The sequence below is a fragment of the Klebsiella sp. K5-45 genome (assembly GCF_030128605.1).
GTDB classification, from domain to species: domain Bacteria; phylum Pseudomonadota; class Gammaproteobacteria; order Enterobacterales; family Enterobacteriaceae; genus Klebsiella; species Klebsiella quasipneumoniae.
Map to the genome: position 1 here is coordinate 299,490 of NZ_JAKUZW010000003.1, position 26,026 is coordinate 325,515.

General features: G+C 54.2%; 34 protein-coding genes. All 34 read right to left on the reverse strand.

Annotation, left to right across the window (positions count from 1 at the left end; translation table 11 throughout):
- Position 1 precedes the first annotated feature (1 nt).
- Complete coding sequence (locus MKS11_RS08100) at positions 2-520, reverse strand: hypothetical protein (RefSeq protein ID WP_243817504.1); 519 nt, start codon at positions 518-520, stop codon at positions 2-4.
- Positions 521-574: 54 nt separating this feature from the next.
- A complete protein-coding gene (locus tag MKS11_RS08105; RefSeq protein WP_004884181.1) occupies positions 575-1,279 on the reverse strand; it encodes a hypothetical protein in 705 nt (234 codons plus the stop codon).
- Between the two features lies 1 nt (position 1,280).
- Entirely contained in the window at positions 1,281-2,699 is a 1,419-nt protein-coding gene (locus MKS11_RS08110) for a ubiquitin-activating E1 FCCH domain-containing protein (RefSeq protein WP_284109475.1), read from the reverse strand.
- Positions 2,696-3,028, reverse strand: coding sequence for a hypothetical protein (locus MKS11_RS08115; RefSeq protein ID WP_004884185.1), 333 nt, complete (start codon positions 3,026-3,028; stop codon positions 2,696-2,698). The genes MKS11_RS08110 and MKS11_RS08115 overlap by 4 nt, the downstream gene beginning before the upstream one ends.
- Positions 3,025-3,741: a hypothetical protein gene (locus MKS11_RS08120; protein WP_217259352.1), complete on the reverse strand. Its 717-nt coding sequence runs from the start codon at positions 3,739-3,741 to the stop codon at positions 3,025-3,027. The genes MKS11_RS08115 and MKS11_RS08120 overlap by 4 nt, the downstream gene beginning before the upstream one ends.
- 2 nt (positions 3,742-3,743) lie before the next feature.
- Positions 3,744-4,712 (reverse strand): hypothetical protein, encoded by a 969-nt coding sequence (locus MKS11_RS08125; protein ID WP_071198381.1) that lies wholly within the window; start codon positions 4,710-4,712, stop codon positions 3,744-3,746.
- A complete protein-coding gene (locus MKS11_RS08130; RefSeq protein WP_060656995.1) occupies positions 4,712-4,987 on the reverse strand; it encodes a phage baseplate plug protein in 276 nt (91 codons plus the stop codon). The genes MKS11_RS08125 and MKS11_RS08130 overlap by 1 nt, the downstream gene beginning before the upstream one ends.
- Positions 4,984-5,709, reverse strand: coding sequence for a hypothetical protein (locus MKS11_RS08135; protein WP_017898830.1), 726 nt, complete (start codon positions 5,707-5,709; stop codon positions 4,984-4,986). The genes MKS11_RS08130 and MKS11_RS08135 overlap by 4 nt, the downstream gene beginning before the upstream one ends.
- Positions 5,710-5,711: 2 nt before the next feature.
- The gene (locus tag MKS11_RS08140) at positions 5,712-7,610 is read right to left on the reverse strand and encodes a lytic transglycosylase domain-containing protein (protein WP_284109476.1); all 1,899 of its coding nucleotides are present in this window, start codon (positions 7,608-7,610) and stop codon (positions 5,712-5,714) included.
- Positions 7,611-7,733: 123 nt separating this feature from the next.
- Positions 7,734-8,306: a hypothetical protein gene (locus MKS11_RS08145; RefSeq protein ID WP_148619372.1), complete on the reverse strand. Its 573-nt coding sequence runs from the start codon at positions 8,304-8,306 to the stop codon at positions 7,734-7,736.
- A 3-nt stretch (positions 8,307-8,309) separates the two neighbouring features.
- Complete coding sequence (locus tag MKS11_RS08150) at positions 8,310-8,747, reverse strand: hypothetical protein (protein ID WP_284109477.1); 438 nt, start codon at positions 8,745-8,747, stop codon at positions 8,310-8,312.
- A gap of 3 nt (positions 8,748-8,750) precedes the next feature.
- Positions 8,751-10,145, reverse strand: a complete 1,395-nt coding sequence (locus tag MKS11_RS08155) for a hypothetical protein (RefSeq protein ID WP_284109478.1) — start codon at positions 10,143-10,145, stop codon at positions 8,751-8,753.
- 4 nt (positions 10,146-10,149) lie between these two features.
- Positions 10,150-11,088 carry a hypothetical protein gene (locus MKS11_RS08160; RefSeq protein ID WP_284109479.1) on the reverse strand — a complete coding sequence of 313 codons (939 nt, stop codon included), beginning with the start codon at positions 11,086-11,088 and terminating at the stop codon, positions 10,150-10,152.
- Positions 11,072-11,506, reverse strand: a complete 435-nt coding sequence (locus MKS11_RS08165) for a hypothetical protein (protein WP_017898836.1) — start codon at positions 11,504-11,506, stop codon at positions 11,072-11,074. Before MKS11_RS08165 ends, MKS11_RS08160 begins: the two co-directional genes overlap by 17 nt.
- Positions 11,503-11,931: a hypothetical protein gene (locus MKS11_RS08170; RefSeq protein WP_065801574.1), complete on the reverse strand. Its 429-nt coding sequence runs from the start codon at positions 11,929-11,931 to the stop codon at positions 11,503-11,505. The genes MKS11_RS08165 and MKS11_RS08170 overlap by 4 nt, the downstream gene beginning before the upstream one ends.
- A complete protein-coding gene (locus tag MKS11_RS08175) occupies positions 11,928-12,410 on the reverse strand; it encodes a hypothetical protein (RefSeq protein WP_017898838.1) in 483 nt (160 codons plus the stop codon). Before MKS11_RS08175 ends, MKS11_RS08170 begins: the two co-directional genes overlap by 4 nt.
- A gap of 71 nt (positions 12,411-12,481) precedes the next feature.
- A complete protein-coding gene (locus MKS11_RS08180; protein ID WP_284109480.1) occupies positions 12,482-13,513 on the reverse strand; it encodes a DUF2184 domain-containing protein in 1,032 nt (343 codons plus the stop codon).
- Between the two features lie 13 nt (positions 13,514-13,526).
- The gene (locus MKS11_RS08185; protein WP_284109481.1) at positions 13,527-14,387 is read right to left on the reverse strand and encodes a hypothetical protein; all 861 of its coding nucleotides are present in this window, start codon (positions 14,385-14,387) and stop codon (positions 13,527-13,529) included.
- A gap of 15 nt (positions 14,388-14,402) precedes the next feature.
- A complete protein-coding gene (locus MKS11_RS08190; RefSeq protein WP_135725379.1) occupies positions 14,403-16,019 on the reverse strand; it encodes an NUDIX hydrolase in 1,617 nt (538 codons plus the stop codon).
- A gap of 12 nt (positions 16,020-16,031) precedes the next feature.
- Complete coding sequence (locus MKS11_RS08195; RefSeq protein WP_064174991.1) at positions 16,032-16,862, reverse strand: hypothetical protein; 831 nt, start codon at positions 16,860-16,862, stop codon at positions 16,032-16,034.
- Positions 16,859-18,274, reverse strand: a complete 1,416-nt coding sequence (locus MKS11_RS08200; protein ID WP_284109482.1) for an anti-CBASS protein Acb1 family protein — start codon at positions 18,272-18,274, stop codon at positions 16,859-16,861. Before MKS11_RS08200 ends, MKS11_RS08195 begins: the two co-directional genes overlap by 4 nt.
- Before the next feature lie 11 nt (positions 18,275-18,285).
- Positions 18,286-19,617 (reverse strand): terminase large subunit domain-containing protein, encoded by a 1,332-nt coding sequence (locus MKS11_RS08205; RefSeq protein ID WP_284109484.1) that lies wholly within the window; start codon positions 19,615-19,617, stop codon positions 18,286-18,288.
- A 3-nt stretch (positions 19,618-19,620) separates the two neighbouring features.
- The gene (locus MKS11_RS08210) at positions 19,621-20,361 is read right to left on the reverse strand and encodes a hypothetical protein (RefSeq protein ID WP_284109485.1); all 741 of its coding nucleotides are present in this window, start codon (positions 20,359-20,361) and stop codon (positions 19,621-19,623) included.
- Positions 20,362-20,421: 60 nt separating this feature from the next.
- Entirely contained in the window at positions 20,422-21,174 is a 753-nt protein-coding gene (locus MKS11_RS08215) for a hypothetical protein (RefSeq protein ID WP_284109486.1), read from the reverse strand.
- 137 nt (positions 21,175-21,311) lie between these two features.
- On the reverse strand, positions 21,312-21,569 hold the full coding sequence (locus MKS11_RS08220) for an Rz1 lytic protein (protein WP_284109487.1): 258 nt from the start codon (positions 21,567-21,569) through the stop codon (positions 21,312-21,314).
- A complete protein-coding gene (locus tag MKS11_RS08225; RefSeq protein WP_284109488.1) occupies positions 21,454-21,843 on the reverse strand; it encodes a DUF2570 domain-containing protein in 390 nt (129 codons plus the stop codon). Before MKS11_RS08225 ends, MKS11_RS08220 begins: the two co-directional genes overlap by 116 nt.
- Positions 21,840-22,337 carry a lysozyme gene (locus MKS11_RS08230; protein WP_284109503.1) on the reverse strand — a complete coding sequence of 166 codons (498 nt, stop codon included), beginning with the start codon at positions 22,335-22,337 and terminating at the stop codon, positions 21,840-21,842. The genes MKS11_RS08225 and MKS11_RS08230 overlap by 4 nt, the downstream gene beginning before the upstream one ends.
- Positions 22,315-22,584 (reverse strand): HP1 family phage holin, encoded by a 270-nt coding sequence (locus MKS11_RS08235; RefSeq protein WP_012542609.1) that lies wholly within the window; start codon positions 22,582-22,584, stop codon positions 22,315-22,317. Before MKS11_RS08235 ends, MKS11_RS08230 begins: the two co-directional genes overlap by 23 nt.
- Positions 22,585-23,174: 590 nt before the next feature.
- A complete protein-coding gene (locus MKS11_RS08240; RefSeq protein WP_211775952.1) occupies positions 23,175-23,864 on the reverse strand; it encodes a bacteriophage antitermination protein Q in 690 nt (229 codons plus the stop codon).
- Positions 23,861-24,001 (reverse strand): YlcG family protein, encoded by a 141-nt coding sequence (locus MKS11_RS08245; protein ID WP_211775953.1) that lies wholly within the window; start codon positions 23,999-24,001, stop codon positions 23,861-23,863. The genes MKS11_RS08240 and MKS11_RS08245 overlap by 4 nt, the downstream gene beginning before the upstream one ends.
- Complete coding sequence (locus tag MKS11_RS08250; RefSeq protein ID WP_284109489.1) at positions 23,998-24,636, reverse strand: recombination protein NinG; 639 nt, start codon at positions 24,634-24,636, stop codon at positions 23,998-24,000. Before MKS11_RS08250 ends, MKS11_RS08245 begins: the two co-directional genes overlap by 4 nt.
- Positions 24,629-24,799 (reverse strand): NinE family protein, encoded by a 171-nt coding sequence (locus MKS11_RS08255; protein ID WP_032413853.1) that lies wholly within the window; start codon positions 24,797-24,799, stop codon positions 24,629-24,631. The genes MKS11_RS08250 and MKS11_RS08255 overlap by 8 nt, the downstream gene beginning before the upstream one ends.
- Positions 24,800-24,804: 5 nt before the next feature.
- Positions 24,805-25,401 (reverse strand): DUF1367 family protein, encoded by a 597-nt coding sequence (locus MKS11_RS08260; protein ID WP_023283341.1) that lies wholly within the window; start codon positions 25,399-25,401, stop codon positions 24,805-24,807.
- Positions 25,402-25,577: 176 nt separating this feature from the next.
- Complete coding sequence (locus MKS11_RS08265) at positions 25,578-26,015, reverse strand: hypothetical protein (protein ID WP_086627755.1); 438 nt, start codon at positions 26,013-26,015, stop codon at positions 25,578-25,580.
- Positions 26,016-26,026 lie beyond the last annotated feature (11 nt).

Here is a 26,026-nt window from a genome sequence, read left to right on the forward strand (position 1 = left end):
TCTATATTTTTCTACATTCACTTATAGTGATGTTACCTGCATAAACTGGGGTTAATATTTGATGTGCCGTTCCGTAAACAACTTTATATAATGAACCGTCTTTTATTTTGCTTTCAAACTTAACTTCATACCGGTACCCTACGCCATCATCCCTGTAACCGGCGAAAACACTAGCAGTAATATTTTCATCATCTAATGATGCCGTCCTATCTTTGGTTATTGAACTTATGGAAAGTTCAGGGCTTGTAAATACGAGGTTGTTTTGTTCATACACTTTAAATCTAACAACTTCATCAATTACTTTAACTGCCGAATTTGGTTTCAGGCCTTTAAATTCTGAGCCAAATGTTTTACATAAGAATTCACCACCTTGGTGTTCTTCATTTTCTTTTAATATTTTGGCGACCTTTTGGTTTTCTCCTTCATCAATCCTATCAATTAAGTATTTATGATACTCGGATGAAGTCATGCAACCAGATGAAAGAAAACATAAAAACAGCACTACAGGAAATAATTTCATAGCCATGCCCCATCAAATAAATTCAAATAAATTTATTAGTAGTGGGATAAAAAATCAATCAATTATTTCAACGCTAATTGACTGATAAAACGGCATGTGCAGCAGGCCGCTATCCATGGCCTGCTTGAAGAAAATGGCGAACTCGAAATCCTCGGTGATCACAAAGGCCGTGTCCTTCTGGTTGTACTTCCTGGAGTTATAGGCCGATGCGTTGTAGATAGCGCTCCGCGTGAACCTGCGGCGCCCCTTATAGATGGATATCACGATCCCGCCATCCACAAACTGGATCGATATACTCCACCGCTGGTCATTGAGGATATCGGTGCCATTCACTCCCAACAGGAACCGCAGAATACGCCGTTTTATCCATGGGATAGAGAAATAGAAGCCGTCACCTTTATAAAAATTCCAGGTCATGATCCGCTTAAAAAGGTCATCGGAGACAACAACCTGGTTCGACTGGTCAATCACCCGGTACTCATTGAATGCCAGCTGGTTAAATTCGAAGGTGTTATATGGGCCTATCTCCTGCTGATCGCTGCTGGAAATCACCGGCGGAAGAACGCCATAAATGCCATGGGCAATCCATCGGAGCTGATCTCCAGTGTTGTAGTCACCGATGAAAATCGGCAGGTTGGCATTAACCATCCAGTCATAAATGCCCTGCGCCATCGAGTTATACGCAGTAAAAAACGCCCGCAGATTGTCATCGTCGTTGTATTGCGTATACATATACGACCGGATGATATCGTCCAGCATGCTACGCCCCTGTTACGATCACGCCATCCGACGCGATATAAAAATAACTGAACTTATCGCCGCTGATAATATTCGTCCCGGCATCCGGTGGAGTAATCACACCATTGATGGTGACCACGACGTTTAAAGTGCTGATCAGCCCCATGTCGATTGTCGAGTTAATCGCCTGTAAGAATGCGTCTTTCAGGTTGTTAACGTTCAGCGGTTTTCCGGCGAATATGCCGTTCACATACTGAATCGTAGGAGCCGAGACCAGAGAGGCGACCGTCGCATCAGTCAGGTAGTTAACACTTTCGGTCCCCCACTGATACGTCACTGTGACCCGCTGAAGCAATGGTGTCACGAATGGGATCACGTAGTTATCAGGCCAGTCATTCACCGTCACGGTATTGTTTCTGACGTTCGGCGTCACCTCGCCGCCGCCTCCCCAGGTCCCGGATGAGGTGGTATCAATCCCGATGGAAAAAGTGTGAGGAGACAGTACCGTCACAGTCAGAGGAACGTCATTAATGCCCGTCATCCCGGTAACGCCAGTGATCCGGATAACCTGGCCGTCAGTGTAGCCATGAGTCAGGTCTGTGCTGACGACGCCAGGATTTGCATTCGTGATCCCCGTTACGTTCAGTGAACACCCTTTCAGCCGGCTGATATCCCCCACCGACTTATAGAGCGCGCCAGCAATATCGTAAATATCACCGCCGGCGCACATGACTATCCACTTATCGCCGTCCTGAATAACAGAAACCAGGCGCGCCTGCACGTTATCAAGGCTGGTGAGATGTTGCCTGATAAATCCAGGATATCCCTGAACGGTGGCCATCTGCGCCTGCCATACGCGATCACGAAACTGATAGTTCGTTTCCGGGTCAGCACCAGGAGTGCCGGCGATCGGGTTGGTACAAGTGATGGTGACTCCAGAAGGAAGGCTGGTGATTATCTGGTTAACCGTATTTGCCGGTACTGCCCAGGTTCCGGTCTCCGTGCCTTCGCATGACACGCTGGCAGACACTCCTGACGACGAGATAATCGTCGCATCACTGACTGAATAGGTGTAGGTCCCATCAGAAACAATAAACCCCTGTGGGATAACAAATCCCGCGGGGCCGGAAAACTGAACCGGGACTGTTGTTGTGCCAGCCGTTTTCTGCCTAGGGATACCAGCCTGCTGTGCGAGAAGCTCCAGCATGGCCAGGTTAGCCTTTAGTGGCCCCACCGAGTTAATCAGGTCAACCCTCGCCTGATCGCAGACGATAAGTGCGCCGACATCAGTGCTGGCCACGTCTTCAATCAGAGAGCCAGGCAAATCCGTGGTGAGTCCCGGAGATAACGCAATTGCCTGTGAAACGAGCTGTGCTCTTAGTTCTTCCGGCGTCAGAGGAACCGGGCCTGCTGACGTATAGCTGACTGGTAAATCGCTCATACAGCCACCTGTGTAATTATTTTTGAACCTGCGTTTGTGATTGCCGAGATGTTATAAACAGGCGGGTCGTCGCTGATCAGTGCAATCTGCAGCGAGGAAAAATACTGGCTGAACTGTTTTTGAATACGGTTTACGTAATACGTCGGCAGGATTTGCTGGATCACCGACCCGGCGGCCGGTATTCCGTTGTTCGCATAAAAGGGCGACTCCTGAGGCGCCAGTTTCAGATTCTGGATCAGAGTGGTCAAATACACCGAGTCATTAAACCCATTTTCGTCGGTTTCCACCAAGACCCACTTCCCCTCAGAGTTTCGGCCATAGGTTCTCACTCGGTGATACTCCCGTTAAACGTTGAAGTCGGCCCCCCGGTATCATTTCCATCGTTGCCGTTTGAATGTTCATGGCTGTTCAACCAGGCCAGAAGCGATTGCCACCCGGCGTGCATGATTGCCGGGCTGGTGCTGGCCACAGAGTCCTGCAGATGCCCTGCCTCGCCTGAAATGCTCCATTTTGTCCCGATTAGTGAGATGACCGTCCCGCCAACGGTGACGGTGAAGCTGTCAGGTGTGGAAATAGCGATGCTGTCAGGCTTCAGGAGAAAAGTAGTATTGCTGCCGCTGTCGCGCAGCGTTACACCCTCCGGCCCGTATACCGTCACCACCTGTCCGTCGACGTCCTGCCACTCGGTATTGCTGATCGGCAGATAAACCAGTGCGCTGAGGTTCGTCGGCTGAGTCAGATCGGCAACGCCGCCTCCCAGGCCGCTCATTCCGCCGATATAGGTATCAGCAGGGATCACAATCCCCCGATCTCCTGGCTGCATTGGATAGCGCACATACTCCGGGCCAAAGAGAGGAATGGTTACCTGTGGCAAGGTGAATGGGATATTAGTCAGGCTGAACGAGACAGTGATCATTTTCCCTGACTGCCTGACGACAGTTGCAGGCAATACCTTCCCGACCAGCTCCATTGCTTCGGCAATTTTCACCTCAGCGAAATTATTCATGCTCTTGGCGAAGTTAAGCCGCTGACTAATAGTCATGATCAGGCCTCCTGCGTCACATACGCCTCATAGATGGTTACCCAACTTGCAGCGTCTGGCTGCCTGCTGTTTCCTACACATCTGCAGGTCTGCACAGCGAACACGCCGGAAAAGGCGCTTTTACTGCGATACTGAGAATATGATGAGGCCTGCGTTACTGCCATTGCGCCTGCAGGCATCCTCACGTAGTCGCCCACCTGAATATCAGCCCTCATTACGCAGGTGATCATCACCCGGTTGTATTCAATCCACACCGGCTGGCCGACGAGATCGGTAAACTCGAGCTGAATGGGAGTTTTCTTTTTCTCAGTAGCGGCGCTGTCCCATACCCTGATTTCTTTCCCCGGGAACATGGCCATTTCCACGCCGAGATAATTCTCATCACGGATAATGCTACGGCTCAGATTTTTCAGGTTAGACGCAAGTTGCTGCATGGTTGAACAGTAAATCGGCGAATCGTAATTCAGAACCAGTAAATCACTGATGTTGATATTTATTTTGTATCCTGGGAAGGCGCGTTGAAGCGCAAAAAATAGCGCAACAGACAGCTTTTGCCCCTTTATCCACGGCATTGTAATGTTCGCCGGATTATCCACTGATCCAGCCCCAGCCGTAATAATCATGTCCAGAGACAGATCGAGCCCCTGCCAGTTACCGAATGGTTGTTGAATAATGCCTTCCAGAATCATCCCGCTCTGGGAGGATTTGGCCAGCGGCAAACCTTTCGACATACCGACAAATCCCTTAATGGTCATGCCGAACATGTTTTGCTCTGCCTGCTGCATTTCTTTAATGCTGACGCCATACACCCTTACGAGACTTGACCCTATAGGCGTGGACATTCCATATCGCTGAATGTCGAACTCCACCATCAGGCATCCAGGGTTATAATTGCCATAGGCATCAAGGCTTTTGTATTGGCGGTATAACTTCCCTTTCTGGTCAAAAATCTGGAAATCGTAATACCTCATCAGCTGGTCACCTCAATTACGCCGTTTTGCTCCCGCCAGATCATGGTTGTTCCGGAGAAAACGCCAGCTATCAGATTTATACCGGTTCCATTGGTAGAGCCCACCGCGGGGGTGTTCAGAATGGTATTGCCGGAATTGTCGGTGATCAGGATGTACCAGCGTTGTGCAGCGATATTCCACTTCACCTGGCAGTTATAAACTGTTCCATCCAGTGTCGGAGTAAAAGCTACGCTCTCTCTTTCATTGCCGGTAAACGTGTAGGTATCCGTCGTCATAGGCCAAACTCCCCGCTCAGCTTACCGATGAGGCCTACTATGTCATTCGCGGCGCCTGACACGGTGCCGCCGAGAGAGGTATTCCCGAGGGCTGCGACAGTGTTTGTCCATGACGCATCCGTTTGCCGGGTTCCTCCATCGATTTTGCTCAGGAAACTGTTAACCGCCTGCTCGGCGCCTGTTTCAGATACCAGCGGCTGCTCAAAATCCCATAACCAGGATCGCTGAGGCACAGCCTCATTAAAACTGGTCATGTCCTTAACCGTACGCAATATACAGCCGCTATAAAACAGCGCTGGCGTAGCGACGATATAGGTTCCTCCAAGGTTTGCATGCGCCTGCAGAACAGCTTGCAGCGCACTGAGAGTGACGAATTTCGTCATCGCTCCAGTATTTTCATTCACCGGGGCATCCATCATCAACGCAATGCGCAAAGGCTGAGCAAGTAGCGCGTTAGCGGCCACGGTCTGGTTAGCAAACGGGTATTTGGCGATGTCGTAGTCGACCATCGTCCCACCCTGAACCGGCTTCCAGTGGCAAAAATATTTATCGAGGTCAGTAAGGTTGAATGCGCCGCCCAAAAGCCCTGTGACAAAGCTCGCGCTCTGCGTCAAAGCTACAATGGGCAGCATTCCGCCGGGGATGCTCTGCGCAATCCCGTTGCACAGAATCACCGGCGAGACTTCAAAACCCAGCTTATACAGTTCGCGAGTGAATCCCATATCTATCGCACTCCGCTAAGAAGGGCGCCGGAGACAATGGCGTTCCCACCCGTGTTGTTGTAAACGACGATCTCCCTACCGCTATTACCGTGGTTATCGACGATTTGCTGCAGGAGCTGGTTAGTTTTCGAGGTGTTCTTGGCAATCTCTGAACTATCGACGCCGGTAGCATCATTGCTCTTCGGTGTTCCATACATCGCGGCATACTTCTCCCTGATTCTGCCGGGATAAGCCCTGTTTTCCGCACTGCCGCGGCGGACTCCACCATTGTAATAACGCAATGCTTCGTCAAAATCGCCGCCAGCATTACGACTTGCCCAGTCGAGACCATCTTTAAATACTCTCGCGCCGGCCATGATGTTGTCCCGCGGGTCAAATGGATTTTCTCCCGGCTGGAAGTTGCCAGGCATCACCTGCATTAACCCTTTAGCGCCTGCTTTGCTGACAGCATTCTGATCCCAAGAAGATTCCCCCGCAGCGATGGCTTTAAGCCAGCGCGGGTCGACGTTGTACTTATTGGCTGCATCAAGGAAATACTGGTCATACTCCTTCGGCGCCGTTCCGCTCCAGCTGTAGAGGTGGCGAGTCAGCCATTTCGAAAATGCTGGCGTGTTCGGATCGCTGAGACCGCCTTTTACGAAGTGGTTTCCGCCGGCATCGGTCTGGACGTCATTATTCAGGAATGAGGAACCGGACTTGATATCGTCCATCGCCGACGATCCGCCATCGAGCCAGCCGAGCACTTTCATGATGACGCGCCCAAGCCGCTCAACGCCCGACATAAACGACTCAACGTCGCTTTTGAACGTAGGCGAAGCCAGGTAATTACCGAATCGCTCAATACCACCTGCAAGCGCATCAATCCACTTGCCGAGTTCGGGGGATTTCAGGACGGTATCGATCGCGCCTGCCAGCGCATCAGACAGTTTGCTCAGTTGCGGCGTGAGCGGACCCAGGCCGCGCACAAAAGTGTTCCTGATGCTCTGGCTGCTGTAGTCGAGCTGGACGTTAAAATCCTGCCACTGACGCGCCTGCTGGTCGGTAATTTGCAACATGCGCGCATCCTGCTGCGCGCGCTTCTCCGTGGCGGTGATCTCCTCATCGCTCATGTTTTTGAAGCGGTTCAGGTCGTCCAGTGTAAAGAAGTTTGTCAGGCCGTGCGCCTGTGCGCCCTGCAGCGTGCTGCCGTTCTGCACGAAAATATCACGCGCGTTGCGGATCATCTGCGGGAGCAGTTTTGCCGGGTCCTGGTCGGGATTGTTAATCCCCATCGCCTGAAACGTCCAGCGCTTCGACAGGTCCATCTGGGAATCGCGGATAGCGCCCAGCGTCCCCGCCGGATTACCCAGCGCTTTCTGGTAGTTTATGGCGGTGGAATCCAGCGCGCCGATACTCGTCCCGAGTCCGAGAGAAGTAAACCGCTGGGCGCCGGTGGTGGCCGCCAGCCGGTTGATGCCAAACAGGCCGCCAACGCCCAGGACGCCGGTAAATATCCCGACAATACCACCCCAGGACAGAAGGCTGGCCGTCGCTTCCTTGATGTGACCTGCCAGCGATTTAGCGTCTTTCGTCGCATCACTGAGGAAGCCCTTCGCAGATCGGGTGCTTTTGTTGAATTCGTCCTGCTTTTTCTTCGAGTCTTCCAGGTTGGTATTGAGCCGATCGATACCGCTGTTGATGGTCAGAATGGCCTCGGCCACGGCGTTAAACTCCGCGCCTAACTCCTTCGCCTCACCTTTGGCTTTTTCGGTCTGCTTGCTGCTTTCGCCAATACCAACGGCAGCCACTCGCCAGGCTTCCGGTAAATCATCCAGCGCGCTCTGGTACTCGCGAAACCTTTCCATAAACGCGACAAACTTGTCGTCATTTACGTCAATGTCTACGATCGACTTAGCTACCATTGAAGAAACCTCTTTCTTTGAGCGCGGCGAGAAGGTAGCGCTGCCGGTACTGCGCCGGGCTGGCATACTCCTCGCCGGTGATCTCCCTTATCACCTGCCAGAAGCCCTCATTAGACGCCCAGTCTAAGAGGGTATAAATGACGTTTCCGGCTGGGCATTCTGGGTCGGGGTATCGGTATCCGGCTTCGACGTCTGCAACGAATCGCGGAACGCCGTACCGCTCGATGAGGTTAGTTGCCCATCGTACATTTTGATTACCGTTCCGACGGTCGGCGCGATCAGGTTTGCCTTCTGAATAGCAGAGGAAACCATAAAAAAAACCACTTCGCCTTCGACCTCGCGATACTCATCAGGGTCGATAATCCCCTGATTGAATGCCACCTCAAGGGGCGTGCTTTTCCACTGGCCGCCGACGTTATGGATAACGACCGTCAATCGCTGAATTTCATCAACGATGTTCGGGCCAGTCCGACCGTTATCAATTTCCGCTTTCAGGCTCTGCCTCAGCATCATCGCTGCGATTCTGGCGGCGCCAAGACCACCAACCTGCGAGATGAATTTGGTGAACAGGTTCCCCAGCAGGATGCAGTGCTCTTCCACCACCTCATAGGGAAACGGCGTCACATGCAGGTATACGATCGAGCCGTCTTCGCGGGTAACGCTGGTGACCAGATTCAGTTTCTTGTCAATTTTCATGCATTACACCCACATGTTGTCGTTAGTGACCATATAGCCACCGATGGTTACCACAAAAGCCGGGTCCATCCCGCTGAAAGCCAGCTCGTTAAAGTTGACCAGATAGCAGTTGAGCAGCGTGATATTGCCGAACGTCGTTGCATCCGGTGTCACCACGATTTCACCCAGCGACGTGTCGGTTAAAAAGCGCTGCCGGTAGCTTTCGCCCAGCCCCTGCGTTTTCAGGAGATGCACGGTCAGCGTTACCTGCTGATACGGCGCCTGGCTGCCTACGGTGCCGGTCATCGTAGGGATGATGTCGGTCGCTGGGCCATCCGGACGCAGGCTAATGCCGTCCTTTGCCAGGTACGACGCCGAGACGTTCAGCGCCGGTGTATCCGTGACGGAAAGAGCCCCGCGTACGCGGTTAAGAAAGCCCTGCTGTACTAATGGGTTCGCCATTTTTTACGCCCCTACAAAGTTCGTTACGTTCACGTTAAACGTGATGGATTCGAAGCCGCGGCGCGGCGTCATGACGGCGCTCAGCCCGTTATATTTGCCTTCCTGGTAATCGGAGGGGTTCAGGCTGTTGTAGTTACTGAACGGAACGGCGTTGATCACGGCGTTGCCGGCGTACGTGCCTTTGTCATACTCGGTATTGAAATCTTCCTGCGTCAGTTGCGTGTCAATGACGCGTCCGAGGATCAGCCCGTAGCTGATGCCATTACGCAAGGTTTTCAGCGCGCGACGCTGCAGGCGGTCAATGCCCTTCTGCTCGTAGTACAGCGGGTTAACGGTCGTGTTGGAGCCGTTGATAATTTCATTCGCCAGGTCGAGTTCAAGGTTGATCGCCGTCCACGCCACCGAATACCAGTAGTTGAACGGGTTCCCGTCGAGCATGCGCCCGGTGAACAGAACTTTGTTGCTGAGACCACCTTCTGCGCCGGTGCCGATGTAGTTGATGTTGTTGTCCTGCAGCGATTTCAGCAGCGCGCTGTTGCCTTCCAGAGGGTACGCCGTCAGGCCGTACATAAAGCGGTACGACATCGGCGGTACCATGTTGCTCGAACCCGGGTCGTTCGCCAGGGATGACTGGAACGGGCCGGCCATGGAAAACTCGCTCGCCGGAATATCCGGAGCCTCGACGCCGGCAAAGACAGTTTTGTTTTTCGTCGCGACCCAATCCTGATAGGTAGCGATCGTTGTGGTGACAAAGAAGTAAACCAGGCTGCCCGGCGAGGTATAAAGCCCGGTCAGGGTTTTAAATTCATCGACCGAATCCCATTCGCGCGGCACCAGATAGGAGAAAAACTTCTGGTAGGTGTTGCCCAGAGAGACGTCTTCAGCAATGAAGGTTGTCAGCGCTGCGACAGCCGCTTCCATAGACACATCGCCCAGTTCCAGCACATAAACTGCCCGCGTTTTCCCCTGAGCCCAGAACGAGGTATTCATCTGGGAAATTTCGGTCTGTACTACCGTTTTTACCGTACCCATTGCCGTTGCGGTGCCTGGGTTGGCCGTCAGCGGATAGGTGAAGGTGTTGGTACCTGTCACCGTAGCGGTAAAGGCGCCATTGTAACCCGATGGAGTCGCTCCGGAGATGATCACCGGGACCTGTGACCCGTTAGTCCATCCGTGAGCGGCAGCCAGCGTGACGGTTACCACGCCAGTAGTCCAGGCGAGCGTTGAGATAGTCTTCGCCGGTGCGAGAATGTCGGCCAGGTCGGTTTCACTGGTCAGCAGCTGATATTCACCGGCATTCAGCGTCGTGCCGCCCATAGAAATCATCGCCCCGGACTTTAACAACTGCGAGGGCTTCGGCGGATTCGTCACCGACACGTTAATATTAACAATTGCCATTTACTTATTTCTCCGGGTCAATGGACGGAATTGCAGACGTGATCAGCTGGCGCGCTAAGTTACGCATCCGTTGCTGGTAATAATTGATTTTGAATTTGATGGTCTTACGCATGGCGATGATGTTGAGCTCGTTCTGAGTGACTCGCTCATCCTGCACGACGGGAATATTCATGATCCCCATCTCCGGGGCATCGCCTGTTGTGTAGTCCTGCACATACCGCACAAAGTCTTCAATGCTGGCGTTACGCAGGCCGGTGACCGAAAGCGTCACATCTTCCGATACCAGCTGATACTGGTTTTGCTTCTCGTCCAGATAGAACGCGCCGGCGATCGGTGACGTGTTACTGCATTTCACTGTCGCATAGGGCGGCGAAAGGTTCTGCGTTGAGAGCATCGCCGGGAACATCGGCATGTACTGATTCAGGGTCAGCCAGATCGGCAACGAGCTCGACACCACTACGTCAGAGAGGTCTATGTCATCCGCAGAGTTGATGATCTGCGACCGCATGTGCGGGAAAATCGCCTCTCCGGTGTAGTGGTACAGGTTCGCCGGCTCATTCAGCCCGGTACGCCGGGAGAATGAGAACTGAACGCCAAAAAACTCGCCGATGTACAGCACCTCTGACCCGATGTCGTTAAACGGGTCAATGTCCGCCTGCGCGGTGAACGTCACCACGTTGCGATCGTACAGCTGCTCGTCGTCCTGAATGGTTTCTGTCGTCAGGTGCAGATAGCCCTTCACATCCACCGTGTCCGGCCCATTGTTCGGATCGTCAGACAGGACCGAGGCTTTCACCCAGAACACGAAGCCATCGAGCGGAAGCACCTTTCTGATGTACTTCGTGAACGTCACCACCTGAAACCGGCTCAGATCATCCAGACCCTGAGTCAGGGTAGCGTTAAGCTCGGTTTTGGCGTTCTGTAACTCACTCAGGGAAGGCATTCAGCACCCCGCTTACCCAGGCGCGCATAGCTGCCTGATAGGTTCCTGTGTCAATGAACGAAGGGCGCGGCGGCCCCTTTTTGCCTTTAAAGCGCTTCGATATACCCTCAAGCGCGCGGCGCGTTGGAACTCCAGGGAGGCCGTTCATCTCGGTGTTATCGAGGAAGCCGACAAAGAGATCGTGAACTTTGGACATTGACTCAGCGAGCGGGTCTTTTGCCGGCGGCGCGCCAGCGAACATGTTTTCAAACGCTGCGGCCAGGTCTTTGCTCATCAGGTCAGCGATGTCGTTCCCGTAGCGGTCAAAGAACGTCTGCATAATCTGATACCTTGCTTCCAGCTCTTCCGCTACGCTCCCCGTCGTGGTGTCCTCGTCCTCGTAGGGGATATCGATAACGCCCAGATGAAAGGTGATCATGACAAGCCCCACAGGCTCCCGAACTGCTGAGCGATCATCAGGTAGCGACGGCCCCACGGGTCCTGGAGCATCTGCAGGTCTGCCAGCGACAGGTCTTTGAAGAAATCAGGGACCAGGCGCTGTGCGCTGGTAGAGTTATCCCCGGCGCCCGTAATAACCCCGGCTTTGAAGTCATTCAGCCCATACTGACTACGGAAATTGGCGAACACGGCCTCTGTCCCGTAATTGATGAGAAACGACGCCCCAAGGTTATAAACCGCGATGCTGTACATGTTCGGCATAACGCACGCGATGTCAGGGTTTACCCATTCAACGGCGCCGCCATAGGCGAGAGAAAAAGACGGCGAGTCGTCGGGAACCTGGTCGGGGGTGATGCCCATATCAGATCGAACGAATTCGATAAATCCCGACAGACTGGTGGTCATTTCTTCTTGCTCCCGGCTTTCGGCGTGACAATTTTTTCGTTGATGGTCGGATCGTCAGAATGGTCATCGCGCCCCTTGGCCTGCTCTGCGCTGAATTCCATGTCACCCTCGTAGCCGATACCACTTTCGCGCAGTGTGTTATCCAGTGCGGCGACAGATGCCTGCCGGCGGTTATGAGCTCCGCGGGTCAGATGGCCATCGTTATCGCGAATGGTTTTCTCAATAACGCTGGCGGAAACGGGTTTGTTGATGCTGTAACACAGGCCGACAAATGCCTGGCTCTGATCGATTTTGGTTGAGTCGACCAGGCCGTAAACCTGATGATGCTGAATAACCGCTTCGACTTCTTCGGTCGAGCCATCCAGAACCTGCATCTGCGAACCGTGCTCAATGGGGATCTGGCGGAGGCGCCCGGTTTCCAGCTGGCGGAAGGTGAAGATGTGGCGCTGCTTGGTAGTGTTGGCGATGTACAGTTTCATTGTTTACCCTCGTAAAAAAGCCCCTGCACGGCGAACCATGCAGAGGCTTAAGCACTTCTCAATTTCGCGTTTTAGGAGTTGTATGCCATCGACAGGATGGTGATAGCTTCCGGACGTACTGCCCAGCCAGCCGTAGAGCGCATTTCTGACAGCACGTCGATAGCGCCCCCGGGGATTGGCGTCGGGATTTCCATCGGTGCCGCCATGTCGGTGAACATCAGGGCATTCGCCGCCAGAGACGGGCTCAGTTTGGCGAATTCGTTGGTGTTCACGGTAGAGTTAACCATCGGCACTTCCACTTCCGGGATGGTGATAACCACCGCGTCAGTACCGCCGGCACCTGCGCCGATCAGCGTGTCGTCGTACACCCAGTCAACCTGGACATTCGCGCCACGGAGAACCTCTTTCACGGTGCCGCCGACGGTATCAGTACCACCACCAGGACGCTGATAAGAGGTCAGCTGAACGATCTGCTGAATTTCCATCGCGCCCAGCACGCGCTGCGGCCCGAGGATAACGACACGCTGCTGGCGACCCAACTGCATGGTGCGGGTCAGCGCGGCCTGTACATGGCCCAGCAGATAGACCGCCATCTGTCCGTGGTCATAGGTCAGCACAGTGGTGTTGCTGTTGCTGTCCGGCGGCAGGGTTTCGGTGGTCGCGCCTGCAGTGTTCAGCAGACCTTCGCCGCCCGCTGGGTTCATGCCGTACAGCAGCGCTGAGCGCAACTGCTGGAAGATGCCCTGACGCATGCCGAGACGCTGAGCTTCTGGCAGAGCCACGTTCCAGTTACCGGCCGCCGCGGTGTCGTGGTGATCGTAGATACCACGGCAGCGGAACAGGTAGGTTGGAGTGGAGATCATGCGCGCCTCGAGCGCCACGCTCGGCAGCTGGTTGGCATTGCCGGACTGGCTGGAGGTTACCTGGGTACGAATATCCAGGCGGCGCATATAAACGTACTGGTCGCCTACGCCAAGGCGGACCTGCGGGTTACCGCTGGCGATGGTTTCGAACGCACCGGACGCCTGCTGGTAACCAATGATCAACTCCGGCGCAATGTACGACGGGTTGACGATGGTGTAGCTGGGGGTAATTGCAGCCATTTAAAGCTCCCGATTAAAGTAAGACCAGCGCGCAGCTGTCGGTGTTGTTCCAGGTAAGGAAGCCCGTCGCGCTGTCATAGTTGACAGTTTTCGAGTTCCCGCTCTCGATGGAGATGACTTTCACCGGCAGGGTGATGTCTGCCTGAGCCACAGCGCCGATATTGCCCTGCGTGGTCGCGGAGCCGCCCGGTGCACTGGCAGGCGCATAGGTGAAGGTTGTCGCATTCGGCACGGACAGCACAACGACGGTGCCGTTATAGGCCGCCGGAGCTACGCCGCTGATCTTCACGTACTGGCCAGCAGTCAGCCCATGCGCGGAGGCGGTGGTGGCGGTTGCCACGCCGTTCGAGTAGGTCACGGCAGTGGTGGCAATGTCAGCACCGGCAAAAGCCGCCGCGGCTGCGGTGGTCACCTGGTTGTTGACGAAGTCCCATGCCAGCGGCGTTTTCACCGATGCGCCAGCGGTCCCCAGCGCGACCACCTGCGCTGAAGCTTTCAGCGGAACGCGCATGTTGGAGCCAAGGCGATAGAATGAAACGCTCATGCCGGACGCATACAGCGGAACTGGTGATTGCGGAGTGGTAAGCCCGTTGTGGGCCTGGTTGAAGACGGTGAAGCCTTCGAGCTCAGCCAGTGACGCAGCGCGACGAATAGTCGACCCGCGAGGACTGGAATTCACGCCGGGCAGCAACTCGGCAACCGGCAGGCCACCCCACAGCGGCTTGGTTTCGGTGGCGGCGACGGTGCCGGACGCCAGATTAAAGCGGTTTGCCGGATCATCCAGAGCAACGCCCTGAATGAAGCCATCAGACTGCACACCGAAGGAACCAGCGGCATTAGTGGTCGCCATCGGGTTAAGAGATAAATTAGCCATGCTTCAGAGCTCCCGTTAAGCCTGGTTGTTAAAACTGGTGACCTGACGCTTGCCAGACTGGAACGGCGCCCAGGTGACGGCGGGATCGCCTTCAAAGGTGCTGATCTGGCGGCCAGTTGCATCAGCGCGCTTAATCTCGCGCAACATGCCCGGGCCGACTGACAGGCTGGCCGCCTTCTGGGCATCAGCGTAGATATGCTTTTCGGCAGTGCTCAGCAGTTGAGAATCAGCGATGGCAGAGAGATCGACGGCTTTGTAGTCCGGCGAATGCTCCTGCAGTTGAATCATCAGGCGGCGGCGATACGCCATCGGTTTTTCACCGGACAGCGGGATCGGAGCGCGCTTGCCAAAGCTGGAGAAGACGCTATCGGCTTTCACCTGCGCTTCTGCAACTTCGTTGCGCTCTTCGTCGCTCAGTTCGGTAGGAATGCGGGAGCGAAGCTCAGCAATTTCCTGGAGGATTTGAGAGTCGGCCTTTTCTTTTGCCATTTTCTCAGCCGCTTCGGCATCTGCCTTTTCTTTGGCTTCAGCGTCAGCTTTTTCCTTAGCGGCTTTTTCTTCCGCGTCGGCTTTGGCTTTTGCCTCTTCCGCTTCTTTTGCCTCAGCATCAGCCTTTTCTTTTTTGGCTGCTTCTTCGGCATCAGCTTTGGCTTTCAGGTCTGCTGCTTCTGAATCAGCCTTCGCCATACGTGCATCGAGCGTCTGATTAATCAGCGCTACGAGTTCTTCCTTATCCATATTTTCAGCCTCTTTGGGAATGGAATCAGATTTAACACCGGTGGGGTTAAGGAGCTTGTCCCATACGCCCTGTTCACAAATTGCAACGTGGTCGAGCAGCTCGGGGGATGGCTCCACCAGTAGAGGCTGACCGTCGACAATGATTGATTGAGCAACCTCTGAGAACTTCACAGTTGGCGAGGTGCTTAATTGCCTTGTTGCCATAATTTCAGCAGCTTCGGCGTCGTACACACGCGCAACGGCCCACACTTCGCCCTTATCGGCAACCCAGGCATTTGTCAGGGTGCCAATAACGCGCTTTGAGAACTCGTCGCTATCAAGTGTTCTTTTTTCGGGGTGAAGCCAGATAAGTGGTACGCCAGCTACCCGCTGGAGAAATTCCGGGGTGAGATAGTCGTCCGGGTTACGGAACGTCATCTCCTGATCTGCAGATCGCCAGGTAACCCCTGTTCCGGTCACCCGAATGGCGAACATCCACATGTTGTAAAAATATTGCGGGCTGCTGAGCGTTCCGTCAGCGATGAGCGCGGCCACGTCGGTTTCGTTGAGCGCCTGCTGCGCCAGCATTTCAGCGAATGGCTGATGAAGCGGCTTTGGCAGATCGTCAATATGGAACCATCCGGCGGCCAGCGATTCGTCGTTTATCTTCGCTTCGAACTGCTCCGGCACGTCGGCGCGGTAGGTCAGGTAGTCACCATGTACGCTGTGCGGCGTCAGCGGGCCATCGTACTGATAGCCTGTTTCCTCCAGCACCTCGCGCCGTGCGGCGTCTATGGCTAACTCTCCCGGCTCTATCGTCCCGCCCGGCTGGCACCATGTGCCATCATCCGAGCGCTGGATCAGGAAGACGAACTTCCCCTGACGGAACATTATCCCGCTGCCAAAAATAGCCACGTGTTAATGCTCCTATGCTGCTTTCATGGACTCCAGGAACTTGCGACCCTTCTGGGTCAGCATGTCCTCGGGAATGCTGCGGAGGTTGTAGAGATAGGTGACGTAGCACCGACAGAAAACCTCTTCGCCAGGCTGCGTGATTTCGTCGAGATAGCCGGCAGGGCCAGCTTTGACATAGCCATTTTTCTGCGCCCAGTTTCCGCGGATGAGATAGACCAGCTTGTCACGTTCCTTGTGATCTTCCCGGTAGTCGTACCCTGGCTGGCGCCAGTGGCTATGCCATTCGGCAGCAATCGCGTTATTGCTCGTCGCGATGATGTTGTCGATATTGGCGATCAGCTTATGGCTCTGGTCAATCATCACGCGGCGCGCTTCATAGTCGACCTGCTGGGCACTCTTCTGGATATGATCGCAGTTGTAGTTAACCCCGCTTCGCGACGATGGTGACAGACCGCCACCGACATAATCCTGCACCGGTATGCTGGTTGCCCAACCGCTGAAACGCTGCACGGTTTTGTTAATCGCCGCGGTGCGATTCAGCTTTATCAGGTCAGCGCTGGCCAGGATGCGGCGATCCAGCTCACTGCGTAACTTCGGCTCCATGTAGTTCAAAGTGAAGCGTGAAAGACCCTTGTGGCGCTCCAGCGCTCCAGCCTTGCTCACCTGCAGGTCATAGGTCTTACGCAACCGATCTGACACCATGCTCATGTAGTCGTCATCGGTTTCGCTTTCGGCCGCCTGCCGGATAATGGCCTGCCATTGCTCCAGCTCCTGCCGCGAGGTGTAGCCATTGCGCAGAAAAAACTTCACCGCCTCACGTACGGTACGCGTGAAAGTCTTCATAGCATCATCCCGCCGCCGGGCTCTTCTCCCTGCGTCTGTTGAGGCCGATTAGCCTTTAACGAGTCGATATCGAGATCGAGCCGCTGCGGGAAAAGGTTTTCGTTAGCGTTCGCGTTGGCCTGCGCCCACTCGATAAGCAGAGCGCGGTTCTCATCATCCGTGTTGACCTGGGGAAGCAGCACTTCCAGCATGCTGACGATCGCCTTAAAGCGGGTTTCATCGACCTTCACTTTTTCGCTTTCTGGCTCTTTCAGGGATGACGGCCAGCGATATTCGAAGTTGTTAATCCATGAGGAGAAGTACAGGCTGTAGGTGTTTTTCAGATCCGGGAAGTCAGCACGCAGCGACTGGAAGAACTCAATGCTCCACGCGCGGTACTGGCAAATGCGGATGAAATAGTCATACAGCGGCTCAAGCCATTCGCGAATATTGTCGATGTAGACCGCAACCGATCGAGCATCTTCCGTGCCCTCTCCGAAGCCCTGGGCGAACGTTTCCGAGTTCAGGATGATAGCCGGCATATCTCCTGCAGCCGCGATGTTCTCCAGGATGTGATTGCGAGCTGAGTCGAGCGGCTTTTCCAGATTGCTCAGGTCGATCGAGCTGATATCGTCCTGCGGACCAATCTGAAGAACTTCTCCCGTCTTTCCTCTCTTCAGCATCATTCGTTTGATGCCGCCAAGAGCCTGCATAACCTTGTTTACTACAGCGCCGGCCCCGGCAATTTTGGTTATCAGCAGACCACCTTTCACCGCAACCATGTCGTCGGTGCGCATGGTCTGGATGAAGGATTTCAGCGGGAACAGTGCGCGCTGGTATACGCTGCGACCGGTAAAGCCAAAGGTCGCAGAGTTATAGGCCAGATAAATCGGGTCCTCGTTCTGCTGCACAACGCAGCGGGATTTGTGATACGGCTTGCCCGCCACCCTGATCCCGTCAACCTTCTGGAAGTCCTGCGCGTTCGGGTCCTGGTTAAGCACGATGCTCCCCGCGGTGTTCAGTGGATCGAGAATGTTGAATGTCACGTTGTGCTTATACAGCGTGCGGTAGTCCACCGCCGTGGACGGCTCCTGGTTATCAACCAGCATTGCGATCGCCGAAACACCGTAAATGCGAGAGATGCGCGCCGCATTAGCGATGTGCTTATCGGCGCCCAGCGCTTTCCACTCCCGCTCAAATGCATCGCGGAGACGCTGCTCAATGCCATACGCCTGAGAAATGTGAACGGTGCGCGATTCGTTCATCGCCATCTTGATCGGGCGATCCACCATTTTCCCGCCCAACGGGTGGAAGAGGTAAATCGTTTTGCAGGTCTGATAACCAGCCGACATACCCGGCTGAATGTCATCGCTGTCCAGGAGCGTGATCAGCTCCGGCGAGCAACTGCCGATTGCGATATCATCTTCGTTCATTGGTTTTCTCGCTAGAGTGCGTCGCCGCTACCGAACGCGATGATCAGCCCGTAGGTGTAATCATCCAGCAAATCGTCGGCGCGCTTGTGCGCGTTCTTATCGGCAAGGTGGAATCGTGAAACCTGCTTATGCAGATGGTTTGCTGTTTCGCCTTTGAAGACGGCCGTCTTCTCGTAGGCGTATCGGGAAATTTTCGCCAGCCCGCGGTAGTGATAACCGGAGGCCATAATGGCGCGTTCGTCCTTCCCTTTGCTGGTCAGGGCGGATTCAATTTTGTTGACCGGCCATCCCAGGCTTTCGCCTTTCTGCAGGAGGATGCTGCCCATGCTGGCGTCTTCAATGAAAACGCCGAGACTGCCATTTACAGCGACGCACTGGCCGGATAGCTCATTCAACCGGGTGAAAACTGACGGAATCCACTCTTCCAGCAGCGCGCCGTCGATCTGCACCACATCCCAGTCGAGAATGGTCAGTCGCTGAATGCCTGGCCTGGTGTCGACGGCGTAGTAAACCACCGCCGTGCCGTCATGCTCTGTACCGCCCTTAACTGCGGTATCCATGACGGCGAAGACGGCCTGGCACATCTCAGGGTAATCGACAGGCTGATCCTGGTTTTCACCCTCGAACCACTTTCGGACGTCGAACAGCGACGCAGCGGACCAGTCGACGAACTCGGCCAGGAACTCCTGCCTGAAAACGCGAGGGTCGTTGTTCTGTCGCTCTTTCTCCAGCTCCTCGGGCGGAACGAAGGGGTTTGATGACGTCGGCGCGTGATGCTCATGGAAGCCGAGGTCTTTGTTATGGCAGATGGCATAAAAGAAGTTTTCTTCGTCCACACCGTCAGGCGTTGAGAATACGTAGGCCCGGCCCTTCGTCGTCAGCAGCGTCGGCTTAATCGACTTCGGCCAGATTTCCTTCAGCATTTCAGGCGACTTGGTAAACGCCGCCTCATCGATCAGGATAATTTCATACTCACGACCACGACCGGCCAGTTTGTTGTCGTTGGTGACCCAGAAGTCAATCTTCCCGCCGTTCTTCAGCAGGATTCGTTTTTCGCTGCGGCTGGAGCTTTTTATGAGCGGCTGGAGAACCTCGACCAGTTTGTCGAATATCTCCTGATACTGGCGATACTCAGCGGTGAAGATACCGACGCGGCCGCCCAGTTCAATGTCCATGCCCGGGCGCTTAAATTTGCTGGTCGCGTACGACACAGCAGCGCTGACGAGCATGAAGGTTTTGCCCCAACGCCTACCGCAGCGCACAGCGTTAAGTCGCTCATCCCAGGAATCGGCCCAGACCTTTAATTGCCCTTCATGCAAGGTAGGCAGGTAAATGTCGGCCATGATTTATCTTCCCGGGATAGGCAGCGAGTTATGCACGACGATCGCGTTATCCTTGTCGCCGTCTTTCAGCACATCGATTTCGAGCTCAACCTTTTCGGTCGCGGCTTCGCGGTAAGCGGCATCAACGCGCTGCTTGATAATCGCCGCCTTGGTGTACTCCAGTGATTCAATGCGAGCAGTATTGCGATGCATGGCTTTCTGCGCCTGAGATATGAGGTCGTGCAAATCTTTGACCTGCTCGCTGTCTGCCGTCTCCAGCTCTGTCTGCCAGCGCCCGATATTCTCCGCAGCAGTCAGGTTCGCAGCGCGCAACCAGAACAACTCATCGTCGAGCGTGAGCATCTGGGCATCTTCGGTGATAGCGTCAGAGAGCAGCATCCTGCGGCCGTAGCCACCGTGCTTTAATGCATTCTGGTTGCCTGGCTGGAAGGCGTTCGTCGGCGGTGCGGTTCGTGATCCGCGTATCGGTTTCGTTTCTGGAGATTTTGAGCGGGTGCCTGTGTCGGGCTGGTTTTTTTTCACCTTCCCGTTTTTATTGGCCCCGCCTTTCTCCTTCTGCGAATTCGCAGATTTATTCGCACTTTTTTTTTGCGAATTCGCACCGTAAGTCGTTACTTTGATATAGCGTTTCGCAGATGAGTAATTCAGTCCCTGCGCTGCGCACCAGTCTTTCGGGGATATTCCTGTTTTGGCATGCTCGGCGAGGAACTGGTGTTGCAGTGCTCCCCAGTCCGGTTTTGCCATAGTCCTTACCTCGTTGTGACATTATCGAGCCACCTCTGGAAGTGGCTCTGTAATGCCCGATCAGTCCTTAATGAACTCTTCCGTGTGAATGCCGATTTCGCCAGTAAGCAGATGAGCACTGGTCGCGTCGATGCTCACTGATGTATGAGGGTTGGCGTTTTCGTTAAGCCATTTGATTACCGGCTTCACGACGTCTTCGAAGGAGGAACTGCGAGCCTTATTAACGTCGGATACGTGGTAGTTTTGGCACCAGTTCCAACAAGCGCGATATTCATAATCGACCGCCTCGTCATGCAAGAGCCAAATCAGATCATGGTTGCTAATGAGCTCATCGCAGGTTTTGGGCTGGTAGCCTTCCCCGATAGCCTGCTTGATATATTCAATCATGGCTTCGCGTGAGGGCGGCTTAGTCTGTTCTTCCTGAGTTCCGTCAGTTTCGTCGTCACCTTCATGCTTTTCAGGTGCTTTTGCTGCGCCAGCACCACCCATGACGGCTCGGCAGTTGTAAATCTGAGGCTCAAGCCAGATGGTAAACTCTACCCTCTCACTTTTGTCACCATCATCTTCACACACCGGGAAGCAACGCACACTGTCAACGAGGTGGTCACGAAAGATACGGGTTTCCAGCGAATCGGGTGCTGTAAACAACTCAATATTTACTCCGGAACCGAGGTTAATTTTCGGTTTATCTTTCGAGTACCCCTCAAACAACAGGCTTTCGACCAGAGTGCGGGCGTTGATAATGCCGGGAAGCTTGCCGGAAGGCTGAGACAACTGCAGAAGCTGAACTTTCCAATACTTGATAACTTTCATGCTGTTTTCCTTTAGGTGTGAGCCTGTCGTACAGGAACGCCGCCCGAGAGAGGTCGCCACCTTTAACGGCGTTCCTCAGGCTCACGACTGAAAGACTCTCGATGGTTTGCGTGTACGATACGCATTAAAAAGCCCCGCTATTGCGAGGCTCGTTTTTTCTCTGCTTGCCTGATATCCGCTTTATCCAGGTTGCACTGCCCCAGCGCTGATAGCAGACTGACGTTTAAATCAAGGCTCTGGCCCCACGTCAGATTGTCGGGGATTTCCGGTTGCGGGGTGTCAGCCGTCAGGCTGGCTGGTAACGGGACCACCGGCACTTTGACGTAGACCGTTCGCGAATTGTTGCAGCCGCTTAACTGCGCCAGCAGGCACAGGGCGATTAGTGCAATCATCATTCGCAACAGCAACCCGGATATCAGCCGAGGCTCCCGATGCGTCCAGTGCGATCTGCTCTTTTGCATGCTGATTGGCCTCGGCGATGGTGTTGAAGATGGTCATGGTTGTCAGAACATTGGAGGTGATGGCCTGAGCGGTATTTACCTGCTGCTCAGCGTTTTCTGCTCTGGCTTCCTGCTTACTGGCAGCGTTGTGGTAATGCATTGCCAGCCATCCAAGGCAAACCATCAGGCAGATCACAACGGCACTGATAATGGCGGCTAAACGGCTCATTTCTGCCCCCAAAGACAAACTTCGCGCTCAATCTCGCGGCGAGTTACCAGACCCTTCCACTGCTTACCCTTGGCGTAGGTCCAGCGGCGCAGCTGATCACATGCACCTTTCTGGTCGCCCTGGTTAATTTTGCGCAGCAGCGTGGAGGTCTGGAAATTGCCAGCGCCGACGTTATAGGCGAACGAGTAAAGAGCCCCGCGCATTGTCTCGGGGATCGGCTTCTGGATGTATGGGTCAATCTGGCGGGCGACGGTGTTCAGGTCTTTATTGAGCAGCGCACGGCATTCAGCCTCGGTGTACTTCTTGCCGAGCATGATGTCTTTGCCAGTATGGCCATAGCAGACAGTCCAGACGCCTACCACATCCTGATAGGGAACATATCGCACACCTTCAAGACCATCGTTCCCGGTTGGGCCGGTGATGAGCGCAGAAGCAATGGCTATGGCGCCACCGCCGACGGCAGCGATAACGCTATTCCTCAGTTTTGGTGTCATAGCCATTGAGCCGATCCTCACGTTCTTTCCGCCGGTAGTACCAGTTCACCCCACAGGTCGTAATGGTGCAGGCTATACCGACAATAATTGCCCAGTCACTCAGGGTCATCCCCGCTATTTTGTCGGCCAAAATCCATACCTCTGCCTTAACTGCCCCGGCATACGCCTTTGCTGAGACACCGCAGCCCGTCAGTGCGGTCCCGGTGCCGTATGAAAGTCTGCTGTAAATGGTGCTCATTTTTGTCATAACCTCACCTCCGTTGATGACGGATGGCGCTGTGCGTAAAAGGGGAAAAGAGGCCCAGACCCTGCGGGCTGATTTATCAACAAAGCACGTCGGGGATGATTCCCGAGGGTCTGGGCATGCTCAATAAAAAACCCGCTCAAGGCGGGAAGAAATACCAAGGGTAAAAAGTGACGGCGCGGTAGCCGTAATGGTCCCAAGGTAGAGGGATATGGTGGCCTGCGACGCTGTTGCAGCAGCGCCCCTGATAAGTTGGATTATGAGCCCGTCATCAGGTCAGGCCATTATTGGGTGGGGACAGTACGAATGCATTTTGCATTCTGGCCGTTCTGTCTCAATGAGCCATTACCTCACAGCTGCCCCAAGCCCGACCAAAGGCTCTTGCAAGTCTAATCTGGTTCAGGGTTCTTGCGCGGCGGGTGTCGACGTGTCGTGCAGCACGTCTCTACCCAAGAGCCCTGACCGGATCGCAGGCATAAAAAAGCCCCGGCGGGATGCCGAGGCTAATTTTACAAACTGGTATGTGACTATCATCTTCATGCCGCCACTTAAAGTTAAGGCAGCATATCAAAGTAGACTCAAATATGACGCATTTAATCCAGTTTTGCAAGAGTTGAGTCTAAATTTGTCGCCTTTTGTTGTGAACGTGATCGCGTAACCTGCAAAAGAGAATCGCTATCAAGGCGCCGCAAGGTGGTTTTCATCTCCTCCCACCGCTCCGTAAACGTTTCTGACCAGTTCTTCGGGGTCACCCCGACCAGGGCGGCAAGCTTTTGGTATTCATACGCCTCCAGGCCTGCTAGCTCGGCTTTGACGTCCTGCGCCGCCAGCCAGATGAGTTGACGGAGGCGATCGACTGTTTTCTTTGCAATGCGCACGCCAGCCAGCTTGTCGCTGAATTGCTCCCATGCCCACCGGGTGATCGTCTCCTGGTGCTCCCAGCGGATATTATCGCTGTAGTTCCACAGCAGCCACGCTTTCTGATGCTCTTCCAGCGACAGCAGAGCCCGGCGCCAGCTGGCCGTCGAATACTCAACAGGCAGAACTAGAGCGATTGATGAACCCTTAGCGCGGGACTGCTGCCCGGGAATTGGCGGGCTGGATGGGTTAACCATGCGTTGTTTGACCTCGCTATAAACTTTCTTCCTACCCCGGCTGCGCGCCGTAGCGGTGAATTGTGCGTTTTCTGCGAAAGCCACCAGTTGCCCTTTCGTCGCACCGCTCAGATCAGCGGTGGCCACTATCAGCTGCTGGCGAACAAATTCCAAGTATTGAGCTGTCATGCTGTCTCTCCCAGGCGCTTATAGATACGGACGAAATTGCGTAATATTTTGTAGTCAACCAGTACGGTGCCGCGGTGCCGACAGAGGCGGAGCTTTTGCCAGCGGTTGCGGATGCGTTCGATAACGTCACGGCTCATGCGGCCTCCTGATGGCGGGCGCGGCGCTTCTCCAGCGCGCGGGCTCTGCGGGTGAATATGGATTTGATGCGCTGCAGGTAGGGAATGTCGAACCGCCGCGGCACGTTATCAGCCTCAAGGCGCTCAACGCGATCCTGGCCAATGCGCTCAATCAGGTGAATGCGGTATTCAACGGCATTTCCGCTCAACTGCCGATTGCAGCGGGTGCAGGCGGAATGAACATTGAACACGTTGAATTTCAGGTGAGACGCTGCGCCGCGGGAACGGTAATGACTGGCGTCAATAGCGCTGCCGGTCAGGTAGTTGCTCTTGCCGATAAGCGGGCTTCCGCAGCTTACGCAGGGCTTACCTTCGTCACGAATTCGAATGTACCGGTTAAAGGCTGACTGAGCCTCTTTATCCCACTGGGCCTTTGTCTTGAATGACTCACGCTTAGCTCGGCGACGCTGGCGCCCCTCTTTCTCGAATTCGCGCTGGCGCTTCACCGCCCTGGCCTTCGCCACTTCCCGGGCTTTTGCTGTCTGTTTTTTGCCGATCGCGCTGGCGCATTCAAAACTGCATACCACCTGCCCCTCCCGGGCAGGATGGAACCATTCGCGGCAGTGGGCGCATTTACGACGTGCAGGTTTACGCATGTGGCCTCCTTGCTCTCAGGCGGAGCCACTTCTTATCGACCAGACGGGCTGTGTAGTCTTTAAGGGTCGGTATGTCGGAAGGCTTAACTTCGACCTTGCGCTTGCGGCGCGCCGGCACGCGGAAGATGCCGCGCTCCATTACTTTGGCGAGAAGACATTGCATAGCCATCACCCCGCAAAGCTCAGCAGCTGACTGGCGGCGTTTTCAGCCTCAGCCGGCGAGTGGAATTTGCGACGCAGAATGTAGTTCCAGAGCACATTCAGCACTGATTTGTAGACGCCGTTAAACTGGCTGTCGTCCATGCTGGCGAAGGAGATCGACTTTGCGACACGACGACGGCTGCCGTCAGGCATCTGGTATTCGTCGTAAAAGCCAGCCTGAATAGTTGCCCACTCGCGGAAGGATTCGAAGTGTTTCAGAAGCGCCATATCGCGGGAACGGGAAATACCGACCGATGAGAGATACATCTCGGAGGCGTTCTGGAGTGCAGCGCGCTGATCGAGGTCGGATGAGAGAAAGTCGATAAACCCGGATATGAGGGTACGCTCCGCGGGCTCAATGAGACCACCGGAAGGGGTCCAGTAGTGATACCCGAGAGTCAGAAGCTTGAAGAACTTCTTGTGGAATGCGTAATTCCGGGGCTTACGGAATTCGCCGCAAAGCAGTTGCCCTACGGGGATAAGTTGCAGGTATTCGCTGGTTCCCGGCTCTGCGGGAATCAGTACGTTTTGATAACTTTTCTCAAATTGCAGTGTTTGCGCCATGTGTCCCCACTTGGCGCCGGGGTAAAGTTGTCAGTTGTCCAGACTGACCAGGTAATTATGACGGGCTAAATCCCGAATTGCAAAACGAGCATAGGCGATAAAAACCCAGACGAAGTGAGGTTTGTGATTTAGTGGTTACAGAAAGCAAAAACCCGCCGGATGGCGGGTTTGATTGTTCAGGAAAAAAACTTGTTATTTGGGTCATCAGGCAACAAAAAAGGGATATGGTTTCTTGAATACCCAATTATAACTATCTCATTCTCTTCATTTTCTAATGGATAGTAGTGTATACACTGTTGTGAAGCCATTCCGCCAGGGTTGAAGAAAAGGCACTTTGTCATACTTTTCAGTCGCCCGCCGGCCCAATCCGGACCGCAATGGTAATGCCAATAGTTCTCATCTCTATAACCATCGGCTCCGGGGATATCCTGGTGATTATCATCCACCCAAGACTCCTTATTTTTACCAGTGATAAACTCTTTCTCAGCAATTTCTTTTATGAAATTAATGATTTCAGTTTTTTCTTCTTTAGTTAAGAATTTCCAGTCAGTGCAGAATTCAGTATCATTTTCGCCATCGCGAAAGTATCCAGAAAGTGTCCCTTTAAATGCCATCTGGTGACCCC

Bases quoted from the DNA above. Each gene is read 5' to 3' on its own strand.
- MKS11_RS08150 (WP_284109477.1), bottom strand. From the start codon at position 8,747: ATGGCGAACCCATTAGTACAGCAGGGCTTTCTTAACCGCGTACGCGGG.
- MKS11_RS08260 (WP_023283341.1), bottom strand. From the start codon at position 25,401: ATGGCGCAAACACTGCAATTTGAGAAAAGTTATCAAAACGTACTGATT.
- MKS11_RS08250 (WP_284109489.1), bottom strand. From the start codon at position 24,636: ATGCGTAAACCTGCACGTCGTAAATGCGCCCACTGCCGCGAATGGTTC.
- MKS11_RS08145 (WP_148619372.1), bottom strand. From the start codon at position 8,306: ATGAAAATTGACAAGAAACTGAATCTGGTCACCAGCGTTACCCGCGAA.
- MKS11_RS08210 (WP_284109485.1), bottom strand. From the start codon at position 20,361: ATGGCAAAACCGGACTGGGGAGCACTGCAACACCAGTTCCTCGCCGAG.
- MKS11_RS08160 (WP_284109479.1), bottom strand. From the start codon at position 11,088: ATGCCTTCCCTGAGTGAGTTACAGAACGCCAAAACCGAGCTTAACGCT.
- MKS11_RS08245 (WP_211775953.1), bottom strand. From the start codon at position 24,001: ATGAGCCGTGACGTTATCGAACGCATCCGCAACCGCTGGCAAAAGCTC.
- MKS11_RS08110 (WP_284109475.1), bottom strand. From the start codon at position 2,699: ATGAGCGATTTACCAGTCAGCTATACGTCAGCAGGCCCGGTTCCTCTG.
- MKS11_RS08215 (WP_284109486.1), bottom strand. From the start codon at position 21,174: ATGAAAGTTATCAAGTATTGGAAAGTTCAGCTTCTGCAGTTGTCTCAG.
- MKS11_RS08125 (WP_071198381.1), bottom strand. From the start codon at position 4,712: ATGAGGTATTACGATTTCCAGATTTTTGACCAGAAAGGGAAGTTATAC.
- MKS11_RS08230 (WP_284109503.1), bottom strand. From the start codon at position 22,337: ATGACACCAAAACTGAGGAATAGCGTTATCGCTGCCGTCGGCGGTGGC.
- MKS11_RS08180 (WP_284109480.1), bottom strand. From the start codon at position 13,513: ATGGCTGCAATTACCCCCAGCTACACCATCGTCAACCCGTCGTACATT.
- MKS11_RS08205 (WP_284109484.1), bottom strand. From the start codon at position 19,617: ATGGCCGACATTTACCTGCCTACCTTGCATGAAGGGCAATTAAAGGTC.
- MKS11_RS08165 (WP_017898836.1), bottom strand. From the start codon at position 11,506: ATGATCACCTTTCATCTGGGCGTTATCGATATCCCCTACGAGGACGAG.
- MKS11_RS08100 (WP_243817504.1), bottom strand. From the start codon at position 520: ATGAAATTATTTCCTGTAGTGCTGTTTTTATGTTTTCTTTCATCTGGT.
- MKS11_RS08235 (WP_012542609.1), bottom strand. From the start codon at position 22,584: ATGACAAAAATGAGCACCATTTACAGCAGACTTTCATACGGCACCGGG.
- MKS11_RS08105 (WP_004884181.1), bottom strand. From the start codon at position 1,279: ATGCTGGACGATATCATCCGGTCGTATATGTATACGCAATACAACGAC.
- MKS11_RS08170 (WP_065801574.1), bottom strand. From the start codon at position 11,931: ATGACCACCAGTCTGTCGGGATTTATCGAATTCGTTCGATCTGATATG.
- MKS11_RS08225 (WP_284109488.1), bottom strand. From the start codon at position 21,843: ATGAGCCGTTTAGCCGCCATTATCAGTGCCGTTGTGATCTGCCTGATG.
- MKS11_RS08140 (WP_284109476.1), bottom strand. From the start codon at position 7,610: ATGGTAGCTAAGTCGATCGTAGACATTGACGTAAATGACGACAAGTTT.
- MKS11_RS08195 (WP_064174991.1), bottom strand. From the start codon at position 16,862: ATGAAGACTTTCACGCGTACCGTACGTGAGGCGGTGAAGTTTTTTCTG.
- MKS11_RS08130 (WP_060656995.1), bottom strand. From the start codon at position 4,987: ATGACGACGGATACCTACACGTTTACCGGCAATGAAAGAGAGAGCGTA.
- MKS11_RS08120 (WP_217259352.1), bottom strand. From the start codon at position 3,741: ATGACTATTAGTCAGCGGCTTAACTTCGCCAAGAGCATGAATAATTTC.
- MKS11_RS08185 (WP_284109481.1), bottom strand. From the start codon at position 14,387: ATGGCTAATTTATCTCTTAACCCGATGGCGACCACTAATGCCGCTGGT.
- MKS11_RS08240 (WP_211775952.1), bottom strand. From the start codon at position 23,864: ATGACAGCTCAATACTTGGAATTTGTTCGCCAGCAGCTGATAGTGGCC.
- MKS11_RS08200 (WP_284109482.1), bottom strand. From the start codon at position 18,274: ATGAACGAAGATGATATCGCAATCGGCAGTTGCTCGCCGGAGCTGATC.
- MKS11_RS08135 (WP_017898830.1), bottom strand. From the start codon at position 5,709: ATGGGATTCACTCGCGAACTGTATAAGCTGGGTTTTGAAGTCTCGCCG.
- MKS11_RS08255 (WP_032413853.1), bottom strand. From the start codon at position 24,799: ATGCAATGTCTTCTCGCCAAAGTAATGGAGCGCGGCATCTTCCGCGTG.
- MKS11_RS08265 (WP_086627755.1), bottom strand. From the start codon at position 26,015: ATGGCATTTAAAGGGACACTTTCTGGATACTTTCGCGATGGCGAAAAT.
- MKS11_RS08155 (WP_284109478.1), bottom strand. From the start codon at position 10,145: ATGGCAATTGTTAATATTAACGTGTCGGTGACGAATCCGCCGAAGCCC.
- MKS11_RS08175 (WP_017898838.1), bottom strand. From the start codon at position 12,410: ATGAAACTGTACATCGCCAACACTACCAAGCAGCGCCACATCTTCACC.
- MKS11_RS08220 (WP_284109487.1), bottom strand. From the start codon at position 21,569: ATGATGATTGCACTAATCGCCCTGTGCCTGCTGGCGCAGTTAAGCGGC.